At 64.1% G+C, this 26,681-nt stretch carries 21 protein-coding genes and 1 pseudogene; 11 read left to right on the top strand and 11 right to left on the bottom strand.

The features are described from left to right. Positions 1–27 precede the first annotated feature (27 nt). Positions 28–1,263, top strand: a pseudogene (locus tag BXE_RS17995) (citrate/2-methylcitrate synthase); the annotation flags it as partial. 42 nt (positions 1,264–1,305) lie between these two features. Here the strand turns inward: BXE_RS17995 and BXE_RS44395 are convergent. Continuing rightward, complete coding sequence (locus tag BXE_RS44395) at positions 1,306–1,611, bottom strand: DUF2917 domain-containing protein (protein WP_081435561.1); 306 nt, start codon at positions 1,609–1,611, stop codon at positions 1,306–1,308. Between the two features lie 195 nt (positions 1,612–1,806). Here BXE_RS44395 and BXE_RS18000 point away from each other — a divergent pair, with 195 nt between their 5' ends. From BXE_RS18000 to BXE_RS18010, 3 genes are all read left to right on the top strand, one after another. Further along, positions 1,807–3,225: a PLP-dependent aminotransferase family protein gene (locus BXE_RS18000; protein WP_038457392.1), complete on the top strand. Its 1,419-nt coding sequence runs from the start codon at positions 1,807–1,809 to the stop codon at positions 3,223–3,225. 197 nt (positions 3,226–3,422) lie between these two features. Then, the gene (gene mdtD, locus BXE_RS18005; RefSeq protein ID WP_233518856.1) at positions 3,423–4,808 is read left to right on the top strand and encodes a multidrug transporter subunit MdtD; all 1,386 of its coding nucleotides are present in this window, start codon (positions 3,423–3,425) and stop codon (positions 4,806–4,808) included. 250 nt (positions 4,809–5,058) lie between these two features. Next, a complete protein-coding gene (locus tag BXE_RS18010; RefSeq protein WP_038458541.1) occupies positions 5,059–6,333 on the top strand; it encodes an EAL domain-containing protein in 1,275 nt (424 codons plus the stop codon). On the opposite strand, the gene BXE_RS18015 is transcribed toward BXE_RS18010, so the two are convergent. Continuing rightward, entirely contained in the window at positions 6,289–7,299 is a 1,011-nt protein-coding gene (locus BXE_RS18015; protein WP_011489657.1) for a sigma-70 family RNA polymerase sigma factor, read from the bottom strand. The genes BXE_RS18010 and BXE_RS18015 overlap by 45 nt on opposite strands. A 250-nt stretch (positions 7,300–7,549) precedes the next feature. Between BXE_RS18015 and clpP the strand changes: the two genes are divergently transcribed. Both clpP and BXE_RS18025 read left to right on the top strand, forming a co-directional pair. Continuing rightward, positions 7,550–8,197: an ATP-dependent Clp endopeptidase proteolytic subunit ClpP gene (gene clpP, locus BXE_RS18020; protein WP_011489658.1), complete on the top strand. Its 648-nt coding sequence runs from the start codon at positions 7,550–7,552 to the stop codon at positions 8,195–8,197. A 248-nt stretch (positions 8,198–8,445) separates the two neighbouring features. Next, positions 8,446–9,888: an NYN domain-containing protein gene (locus tag BXE_RS18025; RefSeq protein WP_011489659.1), complete on the top strand. Its 1,443-nt coding sequence runs from the start codon at positions 8,446–8,448 to the stop codon at positions 9,886–9,888. A gap of 329 nt (positions 9,889–10,217) precedes the next feature. Here the strand turns inward: BXE_RS18025 and BXE_RS18030 are convergent, their stop codons facing one another. The 7 genes from BXE_RS18030 to xseA all read right to left on the bottom strand — a co-directional run bounded on the left by BXE_RS18030 (position 10,218) and on the right by xseA (position 19,036). Beyond that, positions 10,218–11,978 carry a hypothetical protein gene (locus tag BXE_RS18030; RefSeq protein WP_011489660.1) on the bottom strand — a complete coding sequence of 587 codons (1,761 nt, stop codon included), beginning with the start codon at positions 11,976–11,978 and terminating at the stop codon, positions 10,218–10,220. A 260-nt stretch (positions 11,979–12,238) separates the two neighbouring features. Further along, complete coding sequence (locus tag BXE_RS18035) at positions 12,239–12,796, bottom strand: glycine zipper family protein (protein ID WP_011489661.1); 558 nt, start codon at positions 12,794–12,796, stop codon at positions 12,239–12,241. A 257-nt stretch (positions 12,797–13,053) separates the two neighbouring features. Then, positions 13,054–15,315 (bottom strand): catalase/peroxidase HPI, encoded by a 2,262-nt coding sequence (katG, locus tag BXE_RS18040; RefSeq protein ID WP_011489662.1) that lies wholly within the window; start codon positions 15,313–15,315, stop codon positions 13,054–13,056. Between the two features lie 484 nt (positions 15,316–15,799). Then, complete coding sequence (locus BXE_RS18045; RefSeq protein ID WP_011489663.1) at positions 15,800–16,183, bottom strand: DUF190 domain-containing protein; 384 nt, start codon at positions 16,181–16,183, stop codon at positions 15,800–15,802. Between the two features lie 113 nt (positions 16,184–16,296). Next, entirely contained in the window at positions 16,297–16,635 is a 339-nt protein-coding gene (locus BXE_RS18050; protein ID WP_011489664.1) for a DUF190 domain-containing protein, read from the bottom strand. Positions 16,636–16,859: 224 nt separating this feature from the next. After that, positions 16,860–17,438, bottom strand: coding sequence for a superoxide dismutase [Fe] (gene sodB, locus BXE_RS18055; RefSeq protein ID WP_011489665.1), 579 nt, complete (start codon positions 17,436–17,438; stop codon positions 16,860–16,862). A gap of 218 nt (positions 17,439–17,656) precedes the next feature. Further along, a complete protein-coding gene (gene xseA, locus BXE_RS18060) occupies positions 17,657–19,036 on the bottom strand; it encodes an exodeoxyribonuclease VII large subunit (protein WP_011489666.1) in 1,380 nt (459 codons plus the stop codon). 567 nt (positions 19,037–19,603) lie between these two features. Here xseA and lpxK point away from each other — a divergent pair. The 5 genes from lpxK to BXE_RS18085 all read left to right on the top strand — a co-directional run bounded on the left by lpxK (position 19,604) and on the right by BXE_RS18085 (position 23,667). Beyond that, complete coding sequence (gene lpxK, locus BXE_RS18065) at positions 19,604–20,620, top strand: tetraacyldisaccharide 4'-kinase (RefSeq protein ID WP_011489668.1); 1,017 nt, start codon at positions 19,604–19,606, stop codon at positions 20,618–20,620. After that, positions 20,601–20,804: a Trm112 family protein gene (locus tag BXE_RS18070; RefSeq protein WP_007180583.1), complete on the top strand. Its 204-nt coding sequence runs from the start codon at positions 20,601–20,603 to the stop codon at positions 20,802–20,804. The genes lpxK and BXE_RS18070 overlap by 20 nt, the downstream gene beginning before the upstream one ends. Positions 20,805–20,971: 167 nt before the next feature. After that, the gene (kdsB, locus tag BXE_RS18075; RefSeq protein ID WP_011489669.1) at positions 20,972–21,772 is read left to right on the top strand and encodes a 3-deoxy-manno-octulosonate cytidylyltransferase; all 801 of its coding nucleotides are present in this window, start codon (positions 20,972–20,974) and stop codon (positions 21,770–21,772) included. Between the two features lie 212 nt (positions 21,773–21,984). Then, positions 21,985–22,650, top strand: coding sequence for an adenylate kinase (gene adk / locus BXE_RS18080; RefSeq protein ID WP_011489670.1), 666 nt, complete (start codon positions 21,985–21,987; stop codon positions 22,648–22,650). 258 nt (positions 22,651–22,908) lie between these two features. Continuing rightward, positions 22,909–23,667 (top strand): 3-hydroxyacyl-CoA dehydrogenase, encoded by a 759-nt coding sequence (locus BXE_RS18085; RefSeq protein ID WP_011489671.1) that lies wholly within the window; start codon positions 22,909–22,911, stop codon positions 23,665–23,667. A 116-nt stretch (positions 23,668–23,783) separates the two neighbouring features. On the opposite strand, the gene BXE_RS18090 is transcribed toward BXE_RS18085, so the two are convergent. After that, positions 23,784–24,626: a SirB1 family protein gene (locus BXE_RS18090; RefSeq protein WP_011489672.1), complete on the bottom strand. Its 843-nt coding sequence runs from the start codon at positions 24,624–24,626 to the stop codon at positions 23,784–23,786. A 5-nt stretch (positions 24,627–24,631) separates the two neighbouring features. Further along, the gene (gene murJ, locus BXE_RS18095) at positions 24,632–26,182 is read right to left on the bottom strand and encodes a murein biosynthesis integral membrane protein MurJ (protein ID WP_011489673.1); all 1,551 of its coding nucleotides are present in this window, start codon (positions 26,180–26,182) and stop codon (positions 24,632–24,634) included. Positions 26,183–26,681: the final 499 nt, after the last annotated feature.

Below are 26,681 nucleotides of genomic sequence, written 5' to 3' on the forward strand. Positions count from 1 at the left end.
TGATTTCTTCGGTTTCCGCGCTTTTCCATGTCGACCTCGAATTCCCTGACCGCGGCCGAAGCCGCCGCCGCACTCGGCATCAGCCTGCCTACGCTCTACGCCTATGTGAGCCGCGGCATGCTCAGCTCGTCGCCGGATGCGCAAGGCAAGCACCGTCTCTACGACGCCGGCGAAGTGCGCCGTCTCGCGCGCCGCAAGGAAGACGGCAAACGCGCCGGCAAGGTCGCGCAGAAGGTGCTCGACTGGGGCGTGCCGGTGCTCGAATCGTCGATCACGCTGGTCGCCGAGGGCCGGCTGCTGTATCGCGGGCACGACGCAATGGACCTGGCGCAAAGCGCCTCGCTCGAGGAGATTGCCGCGTTGCTGTGGGAATGCAGCGCGAGGCGGATCGCCGATGCGCCGGCCGTGCCGTTCGCCACCGCTCAGTGGGCCGCGTGGCTCAAGCTGTGGAGCGACAGCACGCCGCTCGATCGCGCGCTGGTGCTGTTGCCGGCCGCGGCGGCGCAAATGCCGCGGGTGTGGGCGCTCGGCCGTGACGCGCAACTCGATACGGCCTGCGCCGTCATGCGCCTGCTGGCCGCCGCGATGATCTCGGCGGCGCCGTCGAACGAGCCGCTGCATCGGCAGCTGGCCTCAACGTGGCGTGTGCGGAACCGGCAGCAGGCTAACGTACTGCGCGCGGCGCTGGTGGCCTGCGCGGATCATGAGTTGAATGCGTCGACCTTCACCGTGCGCTGTATCACCTCGACGGGGGCGCACCTGTTCGGCGCCGTGGCCGGCGGTCTCGCCGCATTGTCGGGCCCGCGTCACGGCGGCGAAACGGTGCGCGTCGGCGCGCTGCTCGAAGAAGCGTCGCGTGCGCCCGATCTCGACCGTTATCTGGCGAACCGCCTCGCGCGCCACGAACATGGCGCGCATGGGCCGATTCTGTCGGGCTTCGGTCATCCGCTTTATCAGGAGGGCGACCCTCGTGCGCGGCTGCTGTTAGGCATGCTCGCCGACTGCGCGCCCGCGCGTTCGCCGCTGGCCGAAGTGCTGGGATTGGCGCGCGCGGTCCGCGATACGACCGGCGCGGAGCCGACCGTGGATTTCGCGCTCGCCGCCATCGAGCGGGTGCTGGCGCTGCCGGCCGGCGCCGCGTTCACGCTGTTCGCGGTGGGCCGGACAGTCGGCTGGATCGCCCACGCGATGGAACAGACGCGCGACGGCCGCTTGATCCGGCCGCGGGCGCGCTACATCGGGGAATACGAGGCTACCGGGCGCGCTTGGGGCACAGCACAGACTCGACACAGATTCGGCGAACGGTCAGGCCACACCCAGCCAGCGCGGCAACCAGCTCAGCGCCGGCACGCGCGGCGCCGGCTTCGTGGCGCAACGCAAGGAGCCGCTAGCCAGCGCAAAACGCGCCCCGGCCTGTCCCGCACTGATCCACGCCACCGCGCGGCGCGGCAGTTCGATCGACTCGCCGGCAGCGAGCCAGTGATCCTCGCTGTCGCCTTCGATCGTCAGCCAGATTTCGCCCGAGATCACCTTGAAGATGGACGGACGCGCGACACGCCAGGCCGCCGTGGGCTCGCCATGTTCCAGTTCGAAAATCCGCACTTCACGCATCGCCTTTCTCCTTCAAAGAACTTTTCTGTTGTACCGATTATTGACGTGCGATGATCGGATACCCATGCACAGTTCCGAACACTTTAGTCGGAACTGTTCAGTCGAAAAACCGGACAGTTGGCGCGAAACATGTGCCGTTCACGGGCGGAAAGCCGTGAGCACCCGCCGCGCCGTCCGGTGAAGGAAAAGATCCGCATGAAACTCGAAATCCAGCTCGATCGGGATAACGGCGTACCGCTGACCGAGCAGATCGTCGCGGGCGTCACGACGTGGATCCGCTCGCGTACCGCGCACCCGGGCTCGAAGCTGCCGTCGATCCGCCAGTTCGCCACCGACTACGGCGTGAGCCGCTTTCCAGTGATCGAGGCTTACGACAGGCTGGTGTCGCTCGGCTATATCGACTCGCGCCACGGTTCCGGCTTCTACGTCTCCGACCGGCAGCCGGCGGGCACGCATTGCCAGGGCACTTCAGACCCGCGCCGCGCCGAAGGCGAATCGGACCACCTGTTGCAGCAGTTCAACCACCCCGGCGAAACGCTCAAGCTGGGCAGCGGCTTTATCCCCGAAGCGTGGCGCGACATGGACAGCATCGCGCAGGCGATTCGCCACGTGTCGCGCACCGACCCGGCGAGCATGGTCGACTACGCCACCCCGCTCGGCAACCTGACTTTGCGCGAGCACCTGCAAAGCCGCATCGGCCAGTTGGGGATACAGGCGGATGCGTCGCAGATCCTGATCACGAACGGCGCAAGCCAGGCATTCGATCTGCTGATGCGCTACATGCTCAAGGCAGGTGACACGATCTTTGTCGAAGACCCCGGCTACTACAACCTTTACGGGCTGCTGAAGCTGCACGGCGTGAAACTGATCGGCATTCCGCGCACGCGTCACGGTCCCGATCTGGATGTGATGCAGGAGCAGTTGAAGTCGCACCGGCCCAAGCTGTTGTTCATCAACACCGTGTTCCACAATCCGACCGGCACCACGGTGGCGCCGCCGGTGGCCTTCCGGCTGTTGCAACTGGCGCGCGAGCACGGCTTCTCGATCATCGAGGACGATATCTACGCCGACTTTCAGACCGACCTCACCGACCGCCTCGCCACGCTCGATCAACTCGAACACGTGATCTACGTGGGCGGCCTCTCGAAGACGCTGTCTTCCTCGCTGCGGATCGGCTGTGTGGTGGCGAGCCACGCGGTCATCAAGGATCTGGTCGACATCAAGATGCTGACGAGCATCGGCGGCTCGCGGTTCGCCGAAGCAGTGGCCGTGTCGATGCTGGAGCGCGGCGCGTATCGCAAGTATCTGGAGCGCCTGCGGCGGCGTATGCGCGACGCGCTCGGCTCGACGATCCAGACACTCGAGGACGCCGGCTGGGACATCTTCGACAAACCCGTGGGCGGGAAATTCGTGTGGGCCCGCGTGCCGCACGTGGCCAATGCCGAGCGGCTGGTGGAGTGCGGCGCGCCGCTCGGCGTGACCGTCGTGCCGGGCAATTACTTCCGGCCGAATATGGAAGTCAGTCCGTGGACCAGGATTCACATTGCCTTCGGCAACGACCCGCGCGCGCAGGCGTTCTTTCGTGCGGCGGCGGCGTTGCCGGCTTCGCGATGAAGCACTAGGGTGAGGCGCCGAGCCCGGCAATCACCACGCTCGCGGCCCGACCCAAACTCCACACTCTGTGCGCGGGGTGGCGCTTTTCCCTAGAATAGCGAGTCCCACCCCGTCCTGCGCGCCCAGCCGCCCCCATGTCCACGCCGACTTCGTCCGCTCCCACGCCCAGTACTCCTTCCGCCCGCTCGCTCACGGTAATGCTGTGGGTCGTCGCTACCGGCTTCTTCATGCAGACGCTCGACTCGACCATCGTCAACACCGCGCTCCCCGCGATGGCGACGAGCCTCGGCGAATTGCCGCTGCGCATGCAATCGGTGGTGATCGCCTATTCGCTGACGATGGCCGTGATGATCCCGGTATCCGGCTGGCTCGCCGACAAGCTCGGCACACGCCGCGTGTTCTTCAGCGCGATCCTGGTGTTCGCAGTCGCCTCGTTGCTGTGCGCGAACGCGCACACCCTGAATCAGCTCGTGGCTTTCCGCATCATGCAAGGCGTGGGCGGCGCGATGCTGTTGCCGGTTGGACGGCTCGCGGTACTGCGCACCTTTCCGGCAGAACGCTATTTGCCGGCGCTCTCGTTCGTGGCGATCCCCGGTCTGATCGGACCGCTGATCGGCCCCACGCTCGGCGGCTGGCTCGTGAAGATCGCCTCGTGGCACTGGATCTTTCTGATCAACGTGCCGGTGGGCATAGTCGGGTGCATTGCCACGTTCATCTTCATGCCGGATAGCCGCAACGAGCACGTCGGCAAGTTCGATATGAAAGGCTACCTGCTGCTGATCCTGGGCATGGTGGCAATTTCGTTCGCACTCGACGGCCGCACCGAATTCGGCATTCAGCACGCCACGGTGCTGGTGCTGCTGATCCTGAGCCTTGCCTGCTTTGTTGCCTACGGCTTGCACGCCGTGCGCGAGCCCTCGCCGATTTTCTCGCTAGACCTCTTCAAGATCCACACCTTCAGCGTGGGCCTGCTCGGCAATCTGTTCGCACGGATCGGCAGTGGCGCAATGCCTTATCTGATTCCTCTGCTATTGCAGGTGAGTCTCGGCTATAGCGCCTTCGAAGCCGGCCTGATGATGCTGCCGGTGGCGGCCGCGGGCATGGCGTCCAAACGTCTCGTGACGACGCTGATCATCAAGTACAGCTACCGGCGCGTGCTGATCATCAACACGGTGCTGGTCGGCCTGACGATGGCAAGCTTCGCGCTCACCGCCGCGAATCAGCCGCTGTGGCTGCGGCTCGTGCAACTGGCACTTTTCGGCGGCGCCAACTCGATTCAGTTCACGGCAATGAACACGTTGACACTCAAGGACCTGGGCACCGGTGGAGCGAGCAGCGGCAACAGCCTGTTTTCGCTGGTCCAGATGCTGTCGATGAGTCTCGGCGTGACGGTAGCCGGCGCCCTGCTCGCCACCTTCACCGGCCTGCTGCCGCGTGTGACGGCCGCCAATTCGCTGCCCGCATTTCACGCGACTTTCCTGTGTGTCGGCATCATTACGGCAGGCTCTTCGTGGATCTTTGCGCAACTGTCGCCGGACATCCGCACACCCGCGAAAAAGACCGATCCCTCCGAACGCACCTGATGTTCGCCGGCCCGCAGCCGACCCGCAACGGGGCGCGGGCCGCACCAGCGAAGTGCGAATGGTCGCGCTCGCGCCCGCGCTGGCGCACAATCGTCTTATCTGAGTGTGATCTGACTGTGACAGCCGGGCGTGCGTGCGGTGTTTCCACACGTGCATAGTTCTTGCTCGGCTATCCTGTAAACTCACATTTTGCGCATGCGGACTCGTGTCGAGCATGCAGGCGCGCCGCCACCTCCACACGACTGACATGATGAGCATGATCGAACTCGATCCTCCCGGCTTCCAGCCGCCGCGCCCAATGGCCGGCGACGAGGGCTCCCGGCGCACCGTTCTGTACGGCGGCTACACTGTTTTCAGCGTGTTCCAGCCGGTTTTCTCCGTGTCGCACCGGCGCGCGATTGGTTATCACGCTTCGCTGCGCGCCCGCGACGAACACGGCTTGCAGGTGCCCTCGCACGAAGTTTTCACGCAAGCCGCGCGGCGCGGCGACCTGCTCGAACTCGGGCGGCTCGCTGAATCGCTGCATCTGGGCAACTTCAACGCGTTCGACAGCCACGACGAATGGCTCTTCCTCAGCCTGCACCCGGCCGCGCTGATGGACACCAGCTACGGCGACGCGCTGCTGGCCGGCCTCAAGGCGCTCGGCCTGCCTCCGCAGCGCGTGGTGCTGGAAGTTTCCGAACAGGCAGGCGGCGAAACTACGCGCTTCGCCGAAATCATCGATGCGCTGCGCAAATCCGGCTTCCTGATCGCGCTCGACGGCTTTGGCGCGAAGCATTCGAACATTGACCGCGTGTGGAATCTGCGGCCGGACATCGTCACGCTCGACCGCTGCATTCTCGCGCAAGCCAGCGAACACTCGCATATTGAACGCGTGCTGCCCGGCCTCGTCTCGCTGCTGCACGAATCCGGCCAACTGGTGCTGATGGGCGGCCTGACCACCGAACGCGACGCGCTGATCGCCCTCGAATGCAACGTGGACTTCGTGCAAGGCGCGTTTTTCGCGGGCCCGAGCGTCGAACCGGTCAAGCCGCAAGCGGCAGCCGGTTTGATGGACTCGCTCTCCGCAGCGCTACGTGAGCGGGTCGCCGCGCGTGAGCGTGCACAGTCTGCACGGCTCGCGCCGTACGTCACCGCGCTCGAGACGGCAGCCGCGCAACTGGTGGCCGGCGAGTCGGTCGCGCAAGCCACCGCGTCGCTCCTCACGCTCGGCGAAACGGCACGCTGCTTCGTGCTGGACGGTTCGGGCCGGCAGATCGGCGACAACGTACTGCCGCCGGGGCGCGCCTCGCAACGCGCCAAGCGTTTCCGCCCGCTGCTGCATTCGGAAGGCGCGAGTTGGGAGCGCCGGCCGTACTTTATCCAGGCGATGCGCGTGCCCGGCCAGGTGCACCTCACCCCGCCCTACCTGTCGATCAACGAAGCGCACCTGTGCGTGACCGCCTCGATCGCCGCGCACACGCCGACGGGCACACAGGTGCTATGCGTGGACATCAACTGGGAAGTCGCGGCCCACCGGAATTGATGTCACGGCACTCTGCTGGATCCGCGCAAGCAGTTGCCTGACTGCGGCGCGGCCCAGCATGCGGTTGGTGGCCCGCAAGCGCGCCGAACTGGTCACCACGCGCATGGCGACGATCTTTGCGGAGCCATCCGCGAAGCTGTTCGTGGATATGTCGAGGACGCCGATTACCTCGCCCTCGAAGAGCAAGGCGACACACAACGTGCCCGCGACCGATACCGTCTCGGCGTTGCTGGCATGCTCGACCAGCGACGTTACGGTATCCATCCACCCGGCCATTGCCGGTTCCGGCGTGCTCACCGGCGTGCTCACCGGCGTGCTCACCGGCGTGCACAAAGGCGCGTCGCTGACGACTTCCGGCGCGTCACTGAAGAGCCGCAGCAAGCCGGCTCGATCCTGCGCCTCCAGCGCCGTGCGCAACCGTTCCACGATCCGCGCATGCGCGGCCGGGTCGGGCCGCTCTACCGGCGCGCCCGCCCGTTGCAGACGCGCTTTGGCCCGATGGACGATCTGCCGGCAGGCGGCCGGCGTGCGCTCGAGAATCGCCGCGACCTCGGCGTAATCACAGTCGAAGGCTTCGTGCAGCACGAATGCCGCCCGTTCGTCGGGTTTCAGCCGCTCGAGCAGCAGCATCACGCCGTAGGACATCTCCGCCGCGCGCAAGGCCAGTTCCTCAGCCGATGGCGCGACCTCGTCGAGCCACGGTTCCGGCAACCAGCCGGTGGCTTGCGATGCGCGTTCGCGCTGCACGTGACGCAGCCGGTCGATCGCCGCGCGCGTGGTGATCGTAGTAAGCCAGGCGGCCGGTGTCTGCACCTCCTGCGTGTCCGCGAGGTGCCATTTCAGGCCGACGTCCTGCACCACGTCTTCTGCTTCGGCGCGGCTGCCGAGCATCCGGTACGCCAGCGCGAGCAGGCGGGCGCGCACTGCCTCGAAGCTGGATGCCTTCTCGATTGCCTGTTCCGTCATAAGTAGACCTCCAGATCGTGCTTGGTGAAAAGTGCGCGGCGCCTTGCCTGCGATCCTGTCCGGGCGCGCGCCGACAACGTCATTCCTTTCGACTTGACGGCTGGGCAGCGAACGATGTGACAGCATCACGCAAAAATATTCCTGTCACGTCGTGCTGTGCCGCGCCGTCATAAGGGTAACAACCGGCGCATTGAATGCGCGGGTGCTCCGCACAACCCACCGTCACCCAGGCGGCATACGCGAGGTCAACATGCATAGCAGCTACCCAACCATCACCGGCCTTGGCCTCGTGCCCACCGTGATCGAACAGTCGGGTCGCGGCGAGCGCGCCTATGACATCTATTCGCGTCTGCTGCGCGAGCGCATCGTGTTTCTCGTTGGGCCCGTGAACGAGCAGTCGGCCAGCGTGATTGTCGCGCAGTTGCTGTTTCTGGAATCCGAGAATCCCGACAAGGATATTTCTTTTTACATCAATTCGCCGGGCGGTTCCGTATACGACGGTCTCGCGATCTACGACACCATGCAGTTCATCAAACCGGAGGTCTCCACGTTGTGTACCGGCTTTGCCGCCAGCATGGGCACCTTCCTGCTGACCGCCGGCCAGCGCGGCAAGCGGTATGCGCTGCCGAACGCGCGCATCATGATTCACCAGCCGTCGGGCGGCAGCCAGGGCACGGCGGCAGACGTCGAGATCCAGGCGAAGGAAGTGCTCTATCTGCGAGAGCGCCTGAATGCCATGATGGCCGAGCGCACCGGCCGCAGCATCGAGGAAATTGCCCGCGACACCGACCGCGACAACTTTATGTCGGCACATGCGGCCAAAACGTATGGTCTCGTCGACGAGGTGCTGGAAACGCGCGCAGCGTTAGGTGCGTCGCCGCATCTCCACGACAGGTAGCGCGGTGACACCTGGCCGATCCATCGCGCACCGCTGGGCTAGCGTGTCGAATTGTTTCGTCGCAACGCACGTCACGGCGTGAACCGCCTTGAAAACCCGTGAAAAACATCGCAAAGAGCCCGAGTCATTTCGGGTTCAGCCCGCCCGCATTGGCGCGCGTGCTGAACACAAAAACTGATCACCTCCGCTGGAATCGCTATCATGGTCGCGATTCGTCGCATTTGACGATCGCTTCAATGGAGATATACATGGCGTCATCCAACGAAACCGTCAGCATGGCGCTGTTCTGCGATTTCGAAAACGTCGCGCTCGGCGTGCGCGACGCGAAATACGACAAGTTCGATATCAAGCTGGTGCTCGAACGGCTGCTGCTCAAGGGCAGCATTGTCGTGAAGAAAGCGTACTGCGACTGGGACCGCTACAAGAGTTTCAAAGGCGCGATGCACGAAGCCAATTTCGAATTGATCGAAATTCCGCACGTGCGCCAGTCGGGCAAGAATTCCGCCGACATCCGGCTCGTGGTCGACGCGCTCGACCTTTGCTACACGAAATCGCACGTCAATACGTTCGTCATCATCAGCGGCGACTCTGACTTTTCGCCGCTGGTGTCGAAGCTGCGCGAGAACGCCAAGCAGGTGATCGGCGTCGGCGTGCAGCAATCCACGTCGGATCTGCTGGTCGCGAATTGCGACGAATTCTTCTTTTACGATGACCTCGTGCGGGAAAGTCAGCGCACGGTTGCCAAACGCGAGTCGTCGCGTCCGCCCCAGGCCGCCCAACCGGCGGCCAAACGCGCACCCGACGAAGAGAAGACCCGCAACAGGGAAGACCTCGAAAAACGCCGCACCAAGGCCGTCGAGATCGCGGTGCAAACGTTCGACGCGCTTGCGTCGGAACGCGGCGACAGCGGCAAGATCTGGGCGTCGGTACTGAAGAACGCGATCAAGCGCCGCAAACCGGATTTCAACGAGACGTACTATGGTTTTCGCGCGTTCGGCAATCTGCTGGAAGAGGCCCATGCCCGCGGACTGCTCGAATTCGGCCGCGACGAGAAGTCCGGCGCATATGTCTATCGGAGTTCGGCTGCGAATGCGGCTGGCGAGAACGCGAGCGAGGCCGCTGAGGCTGCCGAGTCGGCGGAACAGTTGTATGAGGCGCAGGTCGCCGAAACGGTGAGCGCCGAGTCGGGCGGCAAGCACGAGTCGCGCCGCCGAGGGCGAGGCAATCGCAAGGCAGGCCGCGGCCAGCAGGAAACCGTTCACGAAGAACGTCATGCCGCCGAGCACGGTGGCAGCGCTCAGGCCCAAACGGATAACCTGCACGCGCAAACGCCGAGAAACAGCGAGTTCATTTTTGAACTGCCGCAAGCGCCGGCGGCGTCGCCGGAAACTCTGACGGCTGAAGGGTCAGGCGGCGTTGACAGCGAAGCCAACGAACCGCATACGGGCAGCAAACAACCCGCGCGCCGTAAAGAACGAGAACGCGCACCTCGCAAGACGGCTGCGAAAAAAGCAAAGAAAGCCGAGCCGCGAAGCATCGACGATATTCCGGAGATCGCGGCGCCTGCTGAAACAGCAGCCCCTTCTGCCACAGCGGAAGAAGCGTCCGCGCCGGCAGAAAAGGCCGCACGCAAAGCTGCGCCGCGCAGTCGTCGTCCGCGCAAGACGGCTGCGACGAGCGACATGCAGTAAGCGTCGCACGTCGGTGCGGCGCCCGGCGTCGTCTGCCTGGCGGCGCTGGCCCAGCATCGCGGCCCGGCGTTTAATGTGCGCCCGGCGGCAAAAGAAAGGGCCCGCTCCCACCGAGCGGTACGCTTCCCGCACTGAGCAATGCGCTACGACGTGCGTGAACCCAGCGTGAAACAGAAAGCCCCTGTGTCCGGAAAACCGGCACTGGGGCTTCTTATCACACGCGATCTGAACCATCGCAAGCTAACCACTAACACTACGTCCCGCCGCCTACACGAACACGCTCGGCAACAACCGCATCCCGCCAAACGCAATACAAAAACCTCTTCCACTCACAACAGCCCGAACACCGCCACACCATTGGTAGCGCCGACATACACCTTGCCGCGCGCGATCATCGGCGTGATGAATTTATTGCCCGCGCCCCATTGATCGCGCGTGCCGGCCTGGTTGCTGTTGTACAACTCAACCGCGAGATTGCCTGCGTTGTACGCGTGCAAAGCGCCGGTCGTACCGTTTTCCGCCGCCCAGACAATGCCGTTGCTCGCGCCGTTCGCCGACACGGCCGGCGTCGCACCTGGATAAGCGAAGGTGGTCGGGCTCCTCGACGCAGCGGTGGTCGCGAGCAATGCCCCCGAAACCGGCAACGCCTTCAGGTTGTCGTTCAGGCCGCCGTAGTAAACCACGCCGTTGTAGTAAGCCGGCGATCCCCAGATGCCGCCCGCCAGCGTGCCGATCAACTCCTGCCAGATGTTGTTGGCGGTCGGGCTGAATTTGCCCATCGAATCACGATCGACGACATAGATATGGTTGTCCTTGCCGGCCGCCACCGCGAGATGCTTGACGACGCCGCTTGCGGTTGTCTGGTCCGGCAGCACCATCGCGCCTCCCGAGCCGAAATCGTTGTCCGTGCCCGCTTCCTCGACGACGTTGGACATCGCGAAGTAATCGGTGACCTGCAGGTTGCCCACGGAGAGCTTCATCATCGAGTTGCCGAAGTCGCCGTCGACAGGAAAGCCCTGTGCATTCAGCGTGGTGCCGAACGTGCCGTTGCCGTCCACCACGTAGAGCGAGGTGCCGTCCGACGCCATGCCCGAACCGGCCATCCAGATCGAGCCCTGACTGCCGTTCGGCGTGATGTTGAGCACGCTGGTCTGTTTCAGCGTGTCGGCGCTATAGGCCATCAGCCAGCCCGTGTACGCGCCCGACATGCAGTGCGCGGTCCAGCCCATGTAGATGTTGCCGCCAACCAGCGTGAGCGCCGCGCGCTCCGTATGCAGCGAAGGGTTGAAGGTAATCACACCGTTCACGCTGCCCGCGCCGTTGCCCGCGTACGTTGCCGCAATTTCCGTGGGACCGCCCAGTACTTCGGCGCCGGTCGTGAGATCGAGCGCATGCAGCCGGTGATGGTAGCCGCCACTCCCGTCTTTCGTCATGGCCACGGCATACAGCACGCCGTTCGCGCCGCGATTGCGGTCGATCACCGGCGTCGACGTAATGCCGATCTCCGGGGTGATGTCCTGGCAACCGTGGTCGTCGCTGGGCGTTTCACCGCTGCCGATCAGCGAGACCTTCCACAATTGCGCGAACGACGTCGCGTCGTAAGCGTAGACGCTATCGTGTTCGGTCACCACGTACACCACGTCGTGCGGCGTACCGCCGATCGGCAGACTGGTGACGAAAAGCGGCTCGCCGTCGACCTTGCCGTCCGCGGCAAGAAACGCGACTTTGCCGAAGCGGGTCGAATTGACGTTGGCCGGCGTGAGGGTGGTCTCGGCGAGCATCTGACCGGTGCGGCCGATATCGTTGTGATGCATGAGGACGTCGGTGGCGTAGGCGGTACCCGCTGTCCCGGTCGATCCCGTGCCGGCGCTGCCCATTCCCGAACCGGTTCCGGCGCCACTGCCCGTGCCTGAACCCGAGCCGCCCGCGGTGCCGCTCCCGCCTGCCGCTCCTGACGCCGCGGCGGGCGCACCACCACCGCCGCCGCACGACACGAAACAGGAGGCGACGGCGATCAATACCGCCACCATACCCCGGCGGGACCATACACCCAGCCCGGACGTCTCAACGCCAGCTTGCGAGATTCGCATTTTCGCCTCGTCTTATGAGCGATGCGACGGTCAACTCCGCACAACGAACGGTGCGCGTCGTGAATCACGTCGCGTGCCGCAAGAGAGGAGTTCGCCATGTGCGTCTTCCGATCGCTGGATGCGCTGGTCGCCCTTACGGATGATTAACCGTACGCTGTTTGCAAAGGCGTTTGCCGCCATCGTTTCGCCTCCCCCCGCCATACCGGGCAATACATGAGGGCGACGCGGCCTTGCTTCAGCGGGCGCTCGATCGAACTCGGTCAGTAGTACGGATAAGGGGCATAGATTACCGGCGGCGGCCCGTAGTAACGGGGCGGCGGCGCAACATATACCGGCTGCGGCGCATACACCGGCATCTGCGGCTGCGAGATCGTATTGCCCTTCGACGTCATGCATTGCGCGTACGCCGCGTCGTATCGCGCCTGCATGCTGTTGGCCGAATACTGCGCGCCGTTTGCGCCGGCCGCGCCGCCGAGCAGCAAGCCGCTGCCCGCGCCAATTGCCGCACCCGCGCCGGCGTTGCCCGCCGCCGCGCCGATGAGCGCACCGACAGCTGCACCACCCAGCGTGCCGACGGCAGCGCTATTGACGCTGTTCGTAGTCGAACTCTGCGCGGCGCCGGCCGCGTCCGACGAACGGTAAGCGTAGTCGCGGCACGAGTAGTCGTCCTGCTGGAACTGATTAAGCGGCTCGCCGCTGCGCGGCAGCGCGACAATGGAAGGACCGCTCGGCGGCACGACCGCACAGCCGCCAAGGAGCGCCAGTGCGACCGCGCCTGCAGGCAGCGCGACGCGTATCGATTTGAGACTTGAGATCATGGGGGCGCACGTTTCTTCATGGGAGAAACATACGTTAGGCCAATTTGCGTCCGCCTTGTTTACGAGACAGTTACCGTATTTTTTCTTATATATCCAGACCCGCCGCCCACAGGCGGAAAGCGCGTTGTGAACCTGCAGGCGGTTACTAACTGTGACAAAGATTCGTCGGTGACAAAGGGCGGATAAGCATTTCGCCCCGCCGGCCGGACTTTATGAGACCCCGCCAGGGTCATGCTCCGACGGGGCTCTCCGACCTGTCACGCAATCTCGAACCGGTCGAGATCCATCACTTTCGCCCAGGCCGCAACGAAGTCGCGGACGAATTTCTCCTGCGCGTCCTCGCTTGCATAGACTTCGCATAAGGCCCTGAGCTGAGCATGCGAACCAAACACCAGGTCGACACGCGTGCCCGTCCATTTCAGTTCGCCGGTCTTGCGATCACGCCCCTCGAACACGTCCCGGGCCGGCGACAGCGGCTTCCATTCCGTGCCCATGTCGAGCAGGTTGCGGAAGAAGTCATTGGACAGCGTCTGCGGCCGGTGCGTGAATACGCCGTGCGAATCCTGCCCTGCGTGAACGTTCAACGCGCGCAAGCCGCCGAGCAGCACTGTCATCTCAGGAGCCGTCAGCGTCAGCAATTGCGCCTTGTCGATCAGCAAGGCCTCCGCCGGAGCGCGATACTTGCCCTTGAGGTAGTTCCGGAAGCCATCGGCAAGCGGTTCGAGCGCCGCGACGGATTGCACGTCGGTCTGCTCCTGCGAGGCATCCATGCGGCCCGGCGAGAACGGCACGCTCACCTGCTGGCCAGCGCTCTTTGCCGCCTGCTCGATAGCGGCGGCGCCACCCAGCACGATCAGGTCGGCCAGCGAAATCTTCTTGCCACCGGACTGCACGCCGTTGAACTCGCTCTGAATGCCTTCGAGAACCTTCAGCACCTTCGCCAGTTGCTCAGGCTGATTGACCGGCCAGTCTTTCTGCGGCGCGAGGCGAATGCGCGCACCGTTGGCGCCGCCGCGCTTGTCCGAGCCGCGGAAAGTGGATGCCGAAGCCCACGCCGTGGACACCAGCTGCGAGACCGACAGCCCCGACGCCAGAATCTTCTGCTTGAGCGAGGCGATGTCCTGCTCGTTCACCAGCGGATGGTCGAGCGCCGGAATCGGGTCCTGCCAGTTCAGTTCTTCGGCGGGGACTTCCGGACCGAGATAGCGGGCGCGCGGCCCCATGTCGCGGTGGGTCAGCTTGAACCAGGCGCGGGCGAAGGCATCGGCGAGCTGGTCCGGGTTCTCCAGAAAACGCCGCGAAATCTTCTCGTAGACGGGATCGAAGCGCAGCGAGAGGTCGGTGGTGAGCATGGTCGGCCGCAGCTTCTTCGAGGGGTCGTGAGCGTGCGGGATCGTTTCGCCGGCGTCCCTGGCGACCCACTGATGCGCGCCGGCAGGACTTTTGGTCAGCTCCCATTCGTACTTGAACAGGTTTTCGAAGAAGCCGTTGCCCCACTTCGTCGGCGTGGTGGTCCAGGTGACTTCCAGACCGCTCGTGATCGTGTCGGCGCCCTTGCCGGTGCCGAAGCTGTTCTTCCAGCCCAGCCCCTGGTTCTCGAGATCGGCCGCCTCGGGTTCAGGGCCGACGTTGTCCGCAGGACCCGCGCCGTGCGTCTTGCCGAAGGTATGGCCACCGGCGATCAGCGCGACGGTCTCTTCGTCGTTCATGGCCATGCGAGCGAAGGTTTCGCGAATGTCGTGCGCCGCGGCGAGCGGGTCCGGATTGCCGTCGGGGCCTTCCGGGTTGACATAGATGAGGCCCATCTGCACGGCGCCCAGCGGATTTTCCAGGTTTCGCCCGCTGTTGTCGCGGCTCACCTCTTCGCCGTGTTTTTCTTCGTCGGCGACGATCACGCCGCCGTCGTCGTTATCGCCGGCCGCGCCCTTGCCGTAACGGACGTCGCCGCCCAGCCAGGTCTTCTCGTTGCCCCAATAGACGTCCAGATCCGGCTCCCATGTGTCCTCGCGACCGCCCGCGAAACCGAAGGTCTTGAAGCCCATCGTCTCGAGCGCGACGTTGCCCGTGAGAATCAGCAGGTCGGCCCAGGAAATCTTCTGGCCGTACTTTTGCTTGATCGGCCAGAGCAGGCGCCGAGCCTTGTCTAGGCTGACGTTGTCCGGCCAGCTGTTGAGCGGCGCGAACCGTTGCTGACCGCGCCCCGCGCCGCCGCGGCCGTCGCCGATGCGATAAGTGCCGGCGCTGTGCCAGGCCATGCGGATGAACAGCGGGCCATAGTGGCCGAAGTCCGCGGGCCACCAGTCTTGTGAGTCGGTCATCAGAGCGGCCAGGTCTTTCTTCACTGCCGCCAGATCGAGGCTCCTGAACGCTTCAGCGTAATTGAAGCCGCCATCCAGCGGGTTGGACTTGCCGGAGTGCTGGCTGAGCAGATCCAGCCGCAACTGCTTCGGCCACCAGTCGCGGTTCGTGGTGCCGCCGCCGGCGGCATGGTTGAACGGGCACTTTGCTTCGCTTGACATGCGATACCTCCTTGGGGAGACGTACACCTGGATGTTCCACTGTGGCGTCAGACTTCCGGACGCGGCGACAATCCGGCGCCGGGGGTCTGCCTGAAAACCTCACGCGCACGCTTTCTGGTGTGCCGCTGTCGATCACCCGATCGCGCATAATCGTGCTGCGACGCGGGATATTCATGGCGGGAATTGGACGAGAATGGCTCACCTTTTCAGACCTGCCGAGATTCGAAATATAGGTGAGAGTTTCTCGCAACAGAAAGCGGTTCTTGCAATGCTATTGATAGGTCGTGACTATAACTTGGTCGTTGGAAAACCGCTTGCTCGATGCCAGGAAAGCACCGTTGTGAGCGAGGCGAAGAGTGGGTAAAGTTCGGCAATCACGTACGCCCTTCGCGAGAGATTGCAGATAGCCAGCTGCATGGATTTAAGCAAGGGAATTGGCTCAGGCAATTCGCTTAGGTATCCGATGGTTTTTCGACGCGCACGCTCATGCAAAGCCCTCGTCGCCAGTCGACCGGCCGAACAGCGAGAAATGCTTCGATGGTTTATGCGGTACGTCTTCACCGATGACACCGAACTCGACTGGAAAACGCATGTAGAAAACGTGCACGTTTTCGGCGCGCACCAGATCGAGAAGCTGCTCCGCCTCCGTTTCCGTCACGGCAAGAATGATCTGCACCGGCTGATCGTCGAGTTTGAGCATGCGGGCCGCGTGACGCGCACCAGCGTGGCCGACGCCTTCCGCGCAATTGATCACGGTCGCGCCGCTGATCCCGAGCCGGCGGACTTCATGCAGCAGCCATTCGCACACGGTTTGATGGCCGTGCTTCCTGTTCTGCTCTGTATAGAACGTCAGTTGATAGCCGTTCATCGTATATCTCCGCCGCCCGACGCCGGGCCGCACCCCATCGCCTGATTCATTCTAGCCCATGCCCCGCGGGAAAGACGGCCGCGCGTAGCATCCTGACACCGGCGCAGCCCACGCTACTCGCCGCCCTCTTCCGCGCCTGCGCCAAGCACTTCGTATTCGACAGGACAGCGCGTATAGAAGAGCTTAACGCCGCCGTGCCGGAGCGTATCGAGCAGCGCGTCGATGCGTTCATCTTCCGCCGCCACCGTGACGACGACGGGCTGGTCGACCAGTTCAAAAAAACGCGCCGCGTGGTACTTGCCATGCGCATCGATGCTTTCGCTTACCTCGATCACCGTGGCGCCCTCGATGCCGGCTTCCTTCGTCTTCTCCAGAATCCATTCGACGACGGTCATGTGACTCTTGCGGTGACTCTGATTGGCTGCAAACAACGTCAATTGACTGCCTTTCATGAGGAACTCCGATTGGTCCATGAAGAATGCGGGAGGCGTCTGCACGCAGCGCGCCGGGCCTGCCAGGCAGACACATACTACCCCCCTGGCAAAACGCTCGCCCGACTGTTGCACGATGCGAAAGGCGGGCACAAAAAAGCCCTCGCGCGGAGGGCTTTCATACAGGCTACGGCTTGCAAAAGTTTATTGCGGGAGACCGCGTTCGCCTTTGCGCAACCGCAAACTCACGCGAAATTCTTCGACGCGAATTCCCAGTTGACGATGTTCCAGTACGCTTCGACGAACTTCGGACGCGCATTGCGGTAATCGATGTAGTAAGCGTGTTCCCAGACGTCGATGGTCAGCAGCGCTTTCGCGTCGGTGGTCAGCGGCGTGGCGGCGTTGCTCGTCGACACGAGGTCGAGCGAACCGTCGGGCTTCTTCACCAGCCATGCCCAACCCGAGCCGAACGTGCCGACTGCGGTCTTGGCGAATTCTTCCTTGAACTTGTCGAACGAACCCCACCTGGCGTTGATCGCGTCGGCGAGCGCGCCGCTCGGAGCACCACCACCTTGCGGCGACAGGCTGTTCCAGAAGAACGTGTGATTCCACACTTGAGCCGCGTTGTTGAATACGCCGCCCGATGCCTTCTTGACGATTTCCTCGAGCGACAGATTCTCGAACTCCGTGCCCTTGATCAGATTGTTCAGGTTGGTCACATAGGTCTGGTGATGCTTGCCGTAGTGAAACTCGAGCGTCTCTTCCGACATGTGCGGAACGAGTGCGTTTTTCGCGAACGGCAGCGGTGGGAGCGTATGTTCCATGGTGCTTTCCTTCTCAGTATCTGTTGTGGGGGGAGTCTGCGGATAACGCTATAGAGCACTCGATTGTAGGCGACTTGGAATAACCCCGCAAACCAACGGACTTTATGTCCGGCATTGGCGAACAGGCTGCGCGCATAGCGTAATTAATGCATTCGCACACCGTGTGCCAAGGCGCTGCAAACGTCAAAAGTACTGGCGCCCACGCCGTCGGCGAAGTGTCAGAATCCGTCGGTCAGACGCGGCTGCACATCCGCGAGCGCGATGTCCGCGGCACCTTCCGCGAGATGCACCGTGAGGCGCCGCCCCGGCTTCAACGACGACGGTGCACGCACCGCGCGCCCGCTCTGCGCATCGAGCACCGCCGCATAGCCACGCTCCAGCGTGCGCTGCGGGCTCAGCACTTCGAGACGCGCGGCAAGCGTGTCGATGCGCGCGGTCTGACGTTCATGCTGCCGTAACAAAGCCGTGTCCAGACGCCCTGCGAGATTGCCGAGCTTCGCCCGGTGCCCGGCGAGATCAGGGCGCCAGCGTTGCCAGCGCATCTGTAGCAGCGAAAACCGCGCTCTTGCATCACGCACCGGGCGCGTGCCCCCCGACGCGAGCCGCACACTCAGTTGCTGCAAATGAGTGCGTTGCCGCGCGAGACGCTCGGCTGGCGACACCAGCCTGCGCGCGAGCCAGTCGAGTTGCTGCGCACGCCGCTCCATCATGCGGCCGAAACCGCGTGCGAGTGTCGCGTGGCGGTGGTCGAGCTCGCGCAACAGCAGCACGCGCTGCGGACTCACCAGTTCGGCCGCGCCGGTCGGCGTCGGCGCGCGCACGTCGGCGGCAAAATCGGCGATCGTGAAATCGGTTTCGTGACCCACGCCGCTCACCACCGGAATGGCGCTTTCCGCAATCGCGCGCGCCAGCACTTCTTCGTTGAACGCCCACAGGTCTTCGATCGAGCCGCCGCCGCGGCAGACGATCAGCACGTCGACTTCGCGCCTTGCGTTGGCGGCATCGACCATCGCGGCGAGCTTCCCGCTCACGCCCGCGCCCTGCACCGGCGCCGGATAGACGATCACCGGAATGTGCGGCGCGCGGCGCGACAGCGTGGTCAGGACATCGCGCAATGCCGCGGCCTGCAACGACGTCACAATGCCGATCGCTCGCGGATGCGACGGCAGCGGCCGTTTTCGTTCGGCGGCAAAGAGACCCTCGGCTTCGAGCTGCGCTTTCAGCCGCAGGAACGCTTCATAGAGACGCCCCTGACCGGTGCGCCGCACCGCTTCCACATTCAGTTGCAGCTCGCCACGCGGCTCGTACATCGTCACCAGTGCGCGCACTTCAATGCGATCGCCTTCGCGCGGCGTGAATTCGGCGTATTGCGCCCGCCCGCGGAACATCACGCAGCGCATCTGCGCCTGCGCGTCCTTGATCGAGAAATACCAGTGGCCGCTCGCGGCGCGCGTGAAGTTCGATACTTCGCCGGCAACCCAGACGAGCGGAAACGAGCGTTCGAGCATCGTGCCGATTGCGCGATTGAGCGCCGAAACGGGAACGACGACTTCGCCGCCGGGCGCGGCCGACGAGAAAAATGGGCTTTCGGGATTCATGCGAGGAATATGTGTGGCTGGCCGGACAGACGATAGACCGAGCGGCCATTGGCGTCCAGCACGACGCGCGAATTGTTAAAAGTGTCCACATGGCGGGGCCAGCCGGACGAAACCCGCCAGATGGCCCGCGCGGCCGCATGAATCCGAAGCATGTCTTTGATTTATATGGAGTTTATATCTCACTAAAGAGAATGATTGCCGATACCGGGCGCGCGGACCGGCCTTCTCCGCCCGTCCGATGGCAGGTTCTCCACAAAGTTATCCACAGGCCGTGGGCAACGCCGCTAGTGCCGTTCCGGCGCGCGACACGCGGTTCGCGACTTGCCGGGCGGGACGCACGCGCGCTAGAGTGGCGGGCTCGACGGCATGCCGGATGGTGCGTAGCGCCTGGCATCGCGGCACCTGCGCACGCGCGCCCGGTGCGGCACCTGTTTCATCTTTCGCCTCATTTTCGACAGTCCGGAGAACCGCGTTGATGCTTGCCCCGCGTATTGCGCCTAGCGCCTTCATGCCGCCGTCCCGGCGCTTTCCGGCGGGCGGCGCGCCGCTTGCCCGAGCAATCTGCCCATGAGCGAAATCAGCAACCGTCTCGAAGCGCGCCTTGCGCGAGAATGGCAACAGCGCGGCCCGCTTGCATGGGCGCTGACACCGTTCGCGTGCGTGTTCGGCGCGATCGCCGCCGCGCGGCGCGCCGCCTTTTCGTTCGGCTGGTTGAAGTCGGTGCGCGTCGGCGTGCCGGTGGTGGTGGTCGGCAATGTGACCGTCGGCGGCACGGGCAAAACGCCGACCGTGATCGCGCTGGTCGAAGCGTTACGTGTCGCGGGCTTCAATCCCGGCGTGGTGTCGCGCGGCTACGGCGCGCGCGTGACGACGCCGACGCAGATCACGCCCGCGTCGGCGGCGAGTGTGGGCGGCGACGAGCCGCTGCTGATCTCACGACGCACCGGCGCGCCGGTCTGGGTCTGCCCGGATCGCGTGGCCGCCGCGCAGGCGCTGTGCGCCGCGCATCGCGAGGTCGACGTGATCGTCAGCGACGACGGCTTGCAGCACTACCGGCTCCAGCGCGACGTCGAACTGGTCGTGTTCGATCACCGGCTCGGCGGCAACGGTTTTCTGCTGCCCGCCGGACCGCTGCGCGAGCCGCTGTCGCGCCGCCGCGACGCCACGCTCATCAACGATCCTTACGCGCGCACGCTGCCCGCGTGGCCGAACACCTTCGCGCTGCAACTCGCGCCCGGCGACGCGTGGCATCTGGACAATCCCGCGTTGCGCCGTCCGCTCGCGCAGTTCAGCGGCGATCGCGTGCTGGCCGCTGCCGGCATCGGCGCGCCCGAGCGCTTTTTCGCCACGCTGCGCGCCGCCGGCCTGACGCCGGCCACCCGCGCGCTGCCGGATCATTACGCGTTCGAGCGCAATCCGTTTACCGACGTGGACGCCGACACCATCCTGATAACAGAAAAGGATGCGGTAAAATTAGGGTCCTGGCACGACGCGCGCATCTGGGTAGTCCCGGTTGAAGCCGCGCTCGATCATCGCCTCATTGCATTAGTTGTGGAGAAAGTCCGTGGACGCTCGCCTGCTTGAAATTCTCGTCTGCCCGATCTGCAAGGGCCCGCTCAGCTACGACCGCGCCGCGCAGGAACTGATCTGCAACGCGGACAAGCTTGCCTATCCGATCCGCGACGGCATTCCCGTCATGCTCGTCGACGAGGCGCGGCAAACCGTGGAAGGCACGCCGGTCGATCTGAATCCGGGCTCCGTTGCTTAGGTCCGGCTCGCTCGCACGGGCGGCCGTCCTGCGCGGTGTCCCGCGCGTTGCGATCCGCCCGCGCCGTCTTTCCGGTCCGCCGCTATCACGGCTGTCGTATGCGCGGCCGCCTTCCTCCGGTTTCATCGCCGCCCGCCTTTCCGCCCGTCTTTGCGCCTGTCTTGCCGATGACCCACGCCAACACCACCACTCCCCCGTTCATCGCCGTCGTGCCGGCTCGCCTCGCGTCGACGCGTCTGCCCAACAAGCCGCTCGCCGACATCGGCGGCAAGCCGATGGTGGTGCGGGTCGCCGAACGCGCGCGCGAATCGGGCGCGCAGCAGGTGCTGGTCGCCTCGGACGCGCAAGCGGTACTCGACGCCGCCCGCGCTCACGGCTTCGAAGCCGTGTTGACGCGCGCGGACCATCCGTCCGGCACGGACCGTCTCGCGGAAGTCGCGGCGCAATTCGGCTGGAGCGACGACACGATCGTGGTCAACGTGCAGGGCGACGAGCCGCTGATCGATCCGGCGCTCGTGTGCGGCGTCGCATCGCACCTCGCGGCGAGCGGCGGTTGCGCGATCGCCACCGCCGCCCATCCGATCACCGACCCCGCCGAGATTTTCAATCCGAACGTCGTCAAGGTCGTGCTCGACGCGCGCGGCGTGGCGCTGTACTTCTCGCGCGCGCCGATACCGTGGGCACGCGACGCTTATCAACCGCACTGGCCCAATGTCGCAGCAATGCCCACGCCTCCCGCACCCGCGGTGGTCCATCGGCATATCGGCCTGTACGCGTATCGCGCGCAATTCCTGCGCACTTACCCAAGTCTCGCGATCTCGCCGATCGAACAGGTCGAAGCGCTCGAACAACTGCGCGCAATGTGGCACGGCGAACGGATCGCGGTACTCGTCACCCACGACGTGCCGCTGCCCGGCGTCGACACGCCCGCCGATCTCGCGCGCGTGCAGGCTTTATTCGGGTCTTGAGCGGAAAAACCCGTGGCATAATCGGACGGTTGTGCGCGCCTCCCGAGACAAACGAAAGTCAGGGTTTGCCCCGGTCGCGCCGTTGCGGTCCTGCAGCGCCGTCTGGTGACGTGCAGCGCGAGACTCGTACCGGCAGCCGACGCGGAGCCTTCGACGCATCGTGGGACGGCTGCTGCGCCACCAAAGAATTCACATAGATCTGGAGATATCACATGCGTTTGATTCTTTTGGGTGCGCCCGGCGCAGGTAAGGGCACTCAGGCCACCTTCATCAAGGAAAAGTTCGGCATTCCGCAAATTTCCACCGGTGACATGCTGCGCGCAGCCGTTAAAGCCGGCACGCCGCTCGGCCTTGAAGCCAAGCGCTTCATGGACGCTGGTGAACTGGTCACGGACGAACTGATCATCAATCTGGTGAAAGAACGTCTGCAGCAGCCGGACTGCGCGAACGGCTATCTGTTCGACGGTTTTCCGCGCACCATTCCGCAGGCCGAGGCCATGAAGCAGGCCGGCGTCGCGATCGACTACGTGCTGGAGATCGACGTGCCGTTCGAGGAGATCATCGTGCGGATGAGCGGCCGCCGCTCGCACGCCGCGTCGGGCCGTACGTACCACGTCAAGTTCAATCCGCCGAAGGTTGAAGGCCTGGACGACGTGACCGGAGAACCGCTGATCCAGCGCGACGACGACAAGGAAGAAACAGTCAAGAAGCGTCTGGAAGTGTATGAGGCGCAGACCAAGCCGTTGATCGAGTACTACACCAACTGGGCGAAGAACGGCGATTCGTCGACCCCGTTGAAGGCGCCGCAGTATCGCCGCATTTCGGGCCTCGGCAGCGTCGATGAAATTCGTGAACGCGCGTTTGAGGCGTTGAAGTAAGCTCGCTTCGCCCTGTGTTTGCCTCAGTGAAACCCGCCCTTGCCGGCGGGTTTTTTATTGCATCGCGCCGCGTGGATGCGGCGTGTCTTTTTACCGACTACGCTTTCAATTAGTTAGCCATCCGTATCGATTTACTTTCGCGGCACGTGAATCAGGCGGCCGGCTGTGCCGCTTTCCGCGTTGCAGCATAGTCGTTACAATCGATCATCGAAAAAATATTCGATCCAGACATTAGCGAACCGTAGCAAAGGAGAAGACATGGAGATTCGTGACAATGTATTCCTGATCACCGGCGGTGCATCAGGCCTCGGCGCGGCCACCGCGCGCCTTCTCGTCGAAAACGGCGGCAAGGTGGTGCTCGCCGACCTGAATGTGGACGCCGGCGAAGCGCTCGCGAAAGAACTCGGCGGCGTGTTCGTCAAATGCGACGTCAGCCGCGAAGACGACGCCACTCAGGCCGTCGAAGCCGCCACGAAGCTCGGCACGCTGCGCGGCCTCGTCAATTGCGCGGGCGTTGCGCCCGCCATCAAAACGATCGGCAAGGACGGCCCGCATCCGCTCGACTCGTTCACGCGCACCATTTCGATCAACCTGATCGGCACCTTCAACATGATCCGGCTCGCTGCCGCAGCCATGTCGAAGAACGAGCCGAATGCGAACGGCGAGCGCGGCGTGATCATCAACACGGCGTCCGTGGCGGCGTATGACGGCCAGATCGGCCAGGCGGCTTATGCGGCGTCCAAGAGCGGTGTGGTCGGCATGACGCTGCCCATCGCACGCGACCTGTCGCGCAACGCGATCCGCGTGATGACCATTGCGCCGGGCATTTTCGAAACGCCCATGCTGCTCGGCATGCCCCAGGAAGTGCAGGACGCGCTCGGCGCGATGGTGCCGTTCCCGCCGCGTCTCGGCAAACCGGCGGAGTACGCAATGCTGGCCAAACAGATCTTCGACAACCCCATGCTCAACGGCGAAGTGATCCGTCTGGACGGCGCGATCCGCATGCAGCCGAAGTGACCACCCTGCAGCCTGCCGGGTGATACGGACGCGCCAATAGAAAACGCCTGCACGTGTGCAGGCGTTTTCTGTTTGAGCCGTTCTTTCTGACCTTCCTGACAGGCGTTGCCGGTCGGCTAGTCGCGGTCGTTGTGCTGGGTACGCTGACGCAATTCATGCAGTTGCGACTCCACCACGGTCGCGTCTTCGGCATCCGGCCGGTCGCCGAGATAGCGCTCCAGGTCTTCGAGCGCCGGCCGCAGGTAATCGAGTCGCGCATAAGCGAAGCCGCGATCGCGCACTTCTTCGATACTCTCCGGCAGCAGGATCACGAGACGCTGCTGCACCGCCAGCAGGCGCTGCCAGCGTTCGGTCTGAAGATACGTGGACTTCAGATTGCGCAGCATGCGCGCGATGATCTCGCGGCGCGTGGCCGGCTGCAGCAGCATGCGCAGCGCCCTGCTCACCGATTCCCCCGCCGACGCCACATACGGTTCCAGCATCTCCACCATCTCCGATTCGGACAGCGAGTGTCCGCTGGTCGGATCGAGCATCACGTCGCCGTCGGGCGTTGTCACGCGCAGCAGGAAGTGGCCGGGAAATGACACGCCGCGCACCGGAATACCGATCTGCTCGGCCATCTCCAGATACAGCACCGCCAGCGAAATCGGAATGCCGCGGCGGCGCTTGAGCACCACATTCAGATGACTGTTGTCGGGGTCGTAATAATCGTTCAGATTGCTGGCGAAACCGAGTTCACGGAAGAAGAACCGGTTCAGAATGCCGACCTTCTGCTTGATGTCGGCATCGTCCGGCATGCGCCGCTGCAGGCGCACCACCAACTCGTCGATCTCGGCGAGCGCGCCTTGCAGATCGAGATCGGGGTAAGCGTCCTGCGCGAGCGAGAGCGCCGCCTCGGTCAGCGGAAGACTGTCGTCTTCGGCGACCAGCGTGCTGAAATAGTCGAGAACTCGCGTCATCGTGATCACTTCGCTCGCCTTTTGAAATACGCGTACTTGAAGCCCATCAGCCAAAGCATACCGAAATATAGCGCGGCGAACAGAACGAGGCACGCTGCGAGCAGCACCATGCGATCGACCGGCCGGCTGTGCATGCCGATCCAGTCGAAGCTGATCGCCAGCCAATGCATGGCGCCGGCCAGCACCAGACAGGCGCCGAACAACTGCACGAAGAATCTGAGCCAGCCGCTCGACGGCGTATAGATGCCACGCTTGCGCAGACCGAGAAACAGCAGCAGCGCATTGCCGCAAGCGCCGAGTCCGACGCTCAGCGTCAAACCCGCGTGCGCGAAAATCGGCACGAACACATAATTGCTCAGCTGCGTGAGGATCAGCACGAAGACACCGATCTTCACTGGCGTCTTGATGTCCTGCTTGGCGTAGAAACCCGGCGCAAGGATCTTGATGAGAATCAGACCGATCAGCCCGACGCCGTAAGCCGCCAGCGCGCGGGCGACCATCACCACCGAGTTGCCGTCGAACTTGCCATAGTTGAACAGCGTGGCGGTCAGCGGCTGCGCGAAGAAAAACAGCGCGACAGCGCTCGGCGCGGCGAGCAGGAAGGTGACACGCAGGCCCCAGTCGAGCAGCGACGAATACTCGTGCGGGTCGGCGTCGACGTGCGCCTTGGAGAGGCTCGGCAGCAGGATCGTGCCGAGCGCGACGCCCAGCAGCGCGGTGGGAAACTCCATCAGCCGGTCGGCGTAGTTGATCCAGGACACGGCCCCGGGGCCGATGCGCGACGCGATATTCGTGTTGATGATCAGGCTGATCTGCGCGACCGAGACAGCGAACATCGCGGGCACCATCTTGGACAGCACACGCTTCACGCCGCGATGCGCAAGCGCCTTCACGGGATTCAGGCCGATGCGCGGAATCATGTCGATCTTCTTCAGACCCGGCAGTTGCACCAGGAACTGCAGCACGCCGCCCGCGATCACTGCCCAGGCGAGCGCATAGACCGGCGTTTGCAGGCGTGGCGCAACGAACACCGCGGCGACGATGAACGCGACGTTCAGCAGAACCGGCGCGAACGCGGGCAGCGAGAAGTTCTTGTACGTATTCAGCACGCCCGACGCCAGCGACGTCAGCGAAATGAAAATGATGTACGGGAACATGATGCGCGTCATGGTGACCGCGAGTGCGTACGCATGACCTTCATGCGCGAGACCCGAGGCAACGACGAACACCACGCCCGTGGCGCCTACCACGCCGATCAGCGAGAGGACCGCGAGCGCCCAGGCGAGCACTGTCGACGTGGCGTCGACCAGCGCCTTGGTGGCGTCGTGGCCCTGCTGGTTCTTGAACTCGGCGAGGATCGGCACGAAGGCCTGCGAGAACGCGCCTTCGGCGGAGATGCGGCGCAGCAGGTTCGGAATGCGGAAGGCGACGTAAAACGCGTCAGTGTATTGACTGGCACCGAACGCGCGTGCGATCAGCGTTTCGCGGGCCAGTCCGGTCACGCGCGACAGCAGCGTGAAGCCGCTGACCGTCAGCAGGGCTCGGAATAGATTCATGGGGCGCTTATTATACGGGTGCCGCAAGTGCGGACGACGAGCCGGAACGCGATTCGGACCGATTTGCCGCGCAGACGTTCGATACGACAGGCGCATCGGCGCGTTTTTCCTCGCCTCGCGCGCGGCGCCGTCCCGTTCGACAGGCCGCCGCGGCCGCCCTTCTGCCCGGACTTCGGCGCGACGCCGCGCAATGGCCGCCGGCCGGGCGCCGGACTTTACGCAATGGGGCGACACGGCGTCATAGCGCTTTCCCGTTGCCACGTGCCTGATTTTGTTGCTATAATCGCCGGTTTCGAAGCTCGCTTAACTTTCGGGCCATTTCCGTACGAGGTCGGGGTCGGCGCCACGCCACCTGCGAACACCCTCGAATAGCCCGAAAACACAGGCCTGCCTTTGCGTAGTCCGAGCGATTTTTTCGACACTTTTGCGCTCTTGGGCAATCGCTTCCAAGAGTTCGATCTAAAAGCAGCACCTCACCACTTGAAGGTCAGGTACTGGA

This window comes from Paraburkholderia xenovorans LB400 (assembly GCF_000013645.1).
GTDB lineage: Bacteria > Pseudomonadota > Gammaproteobacteria > Burkholderiales > Burkholderiaceae > Paraburkholderia > Paraburkholderia xenovorans.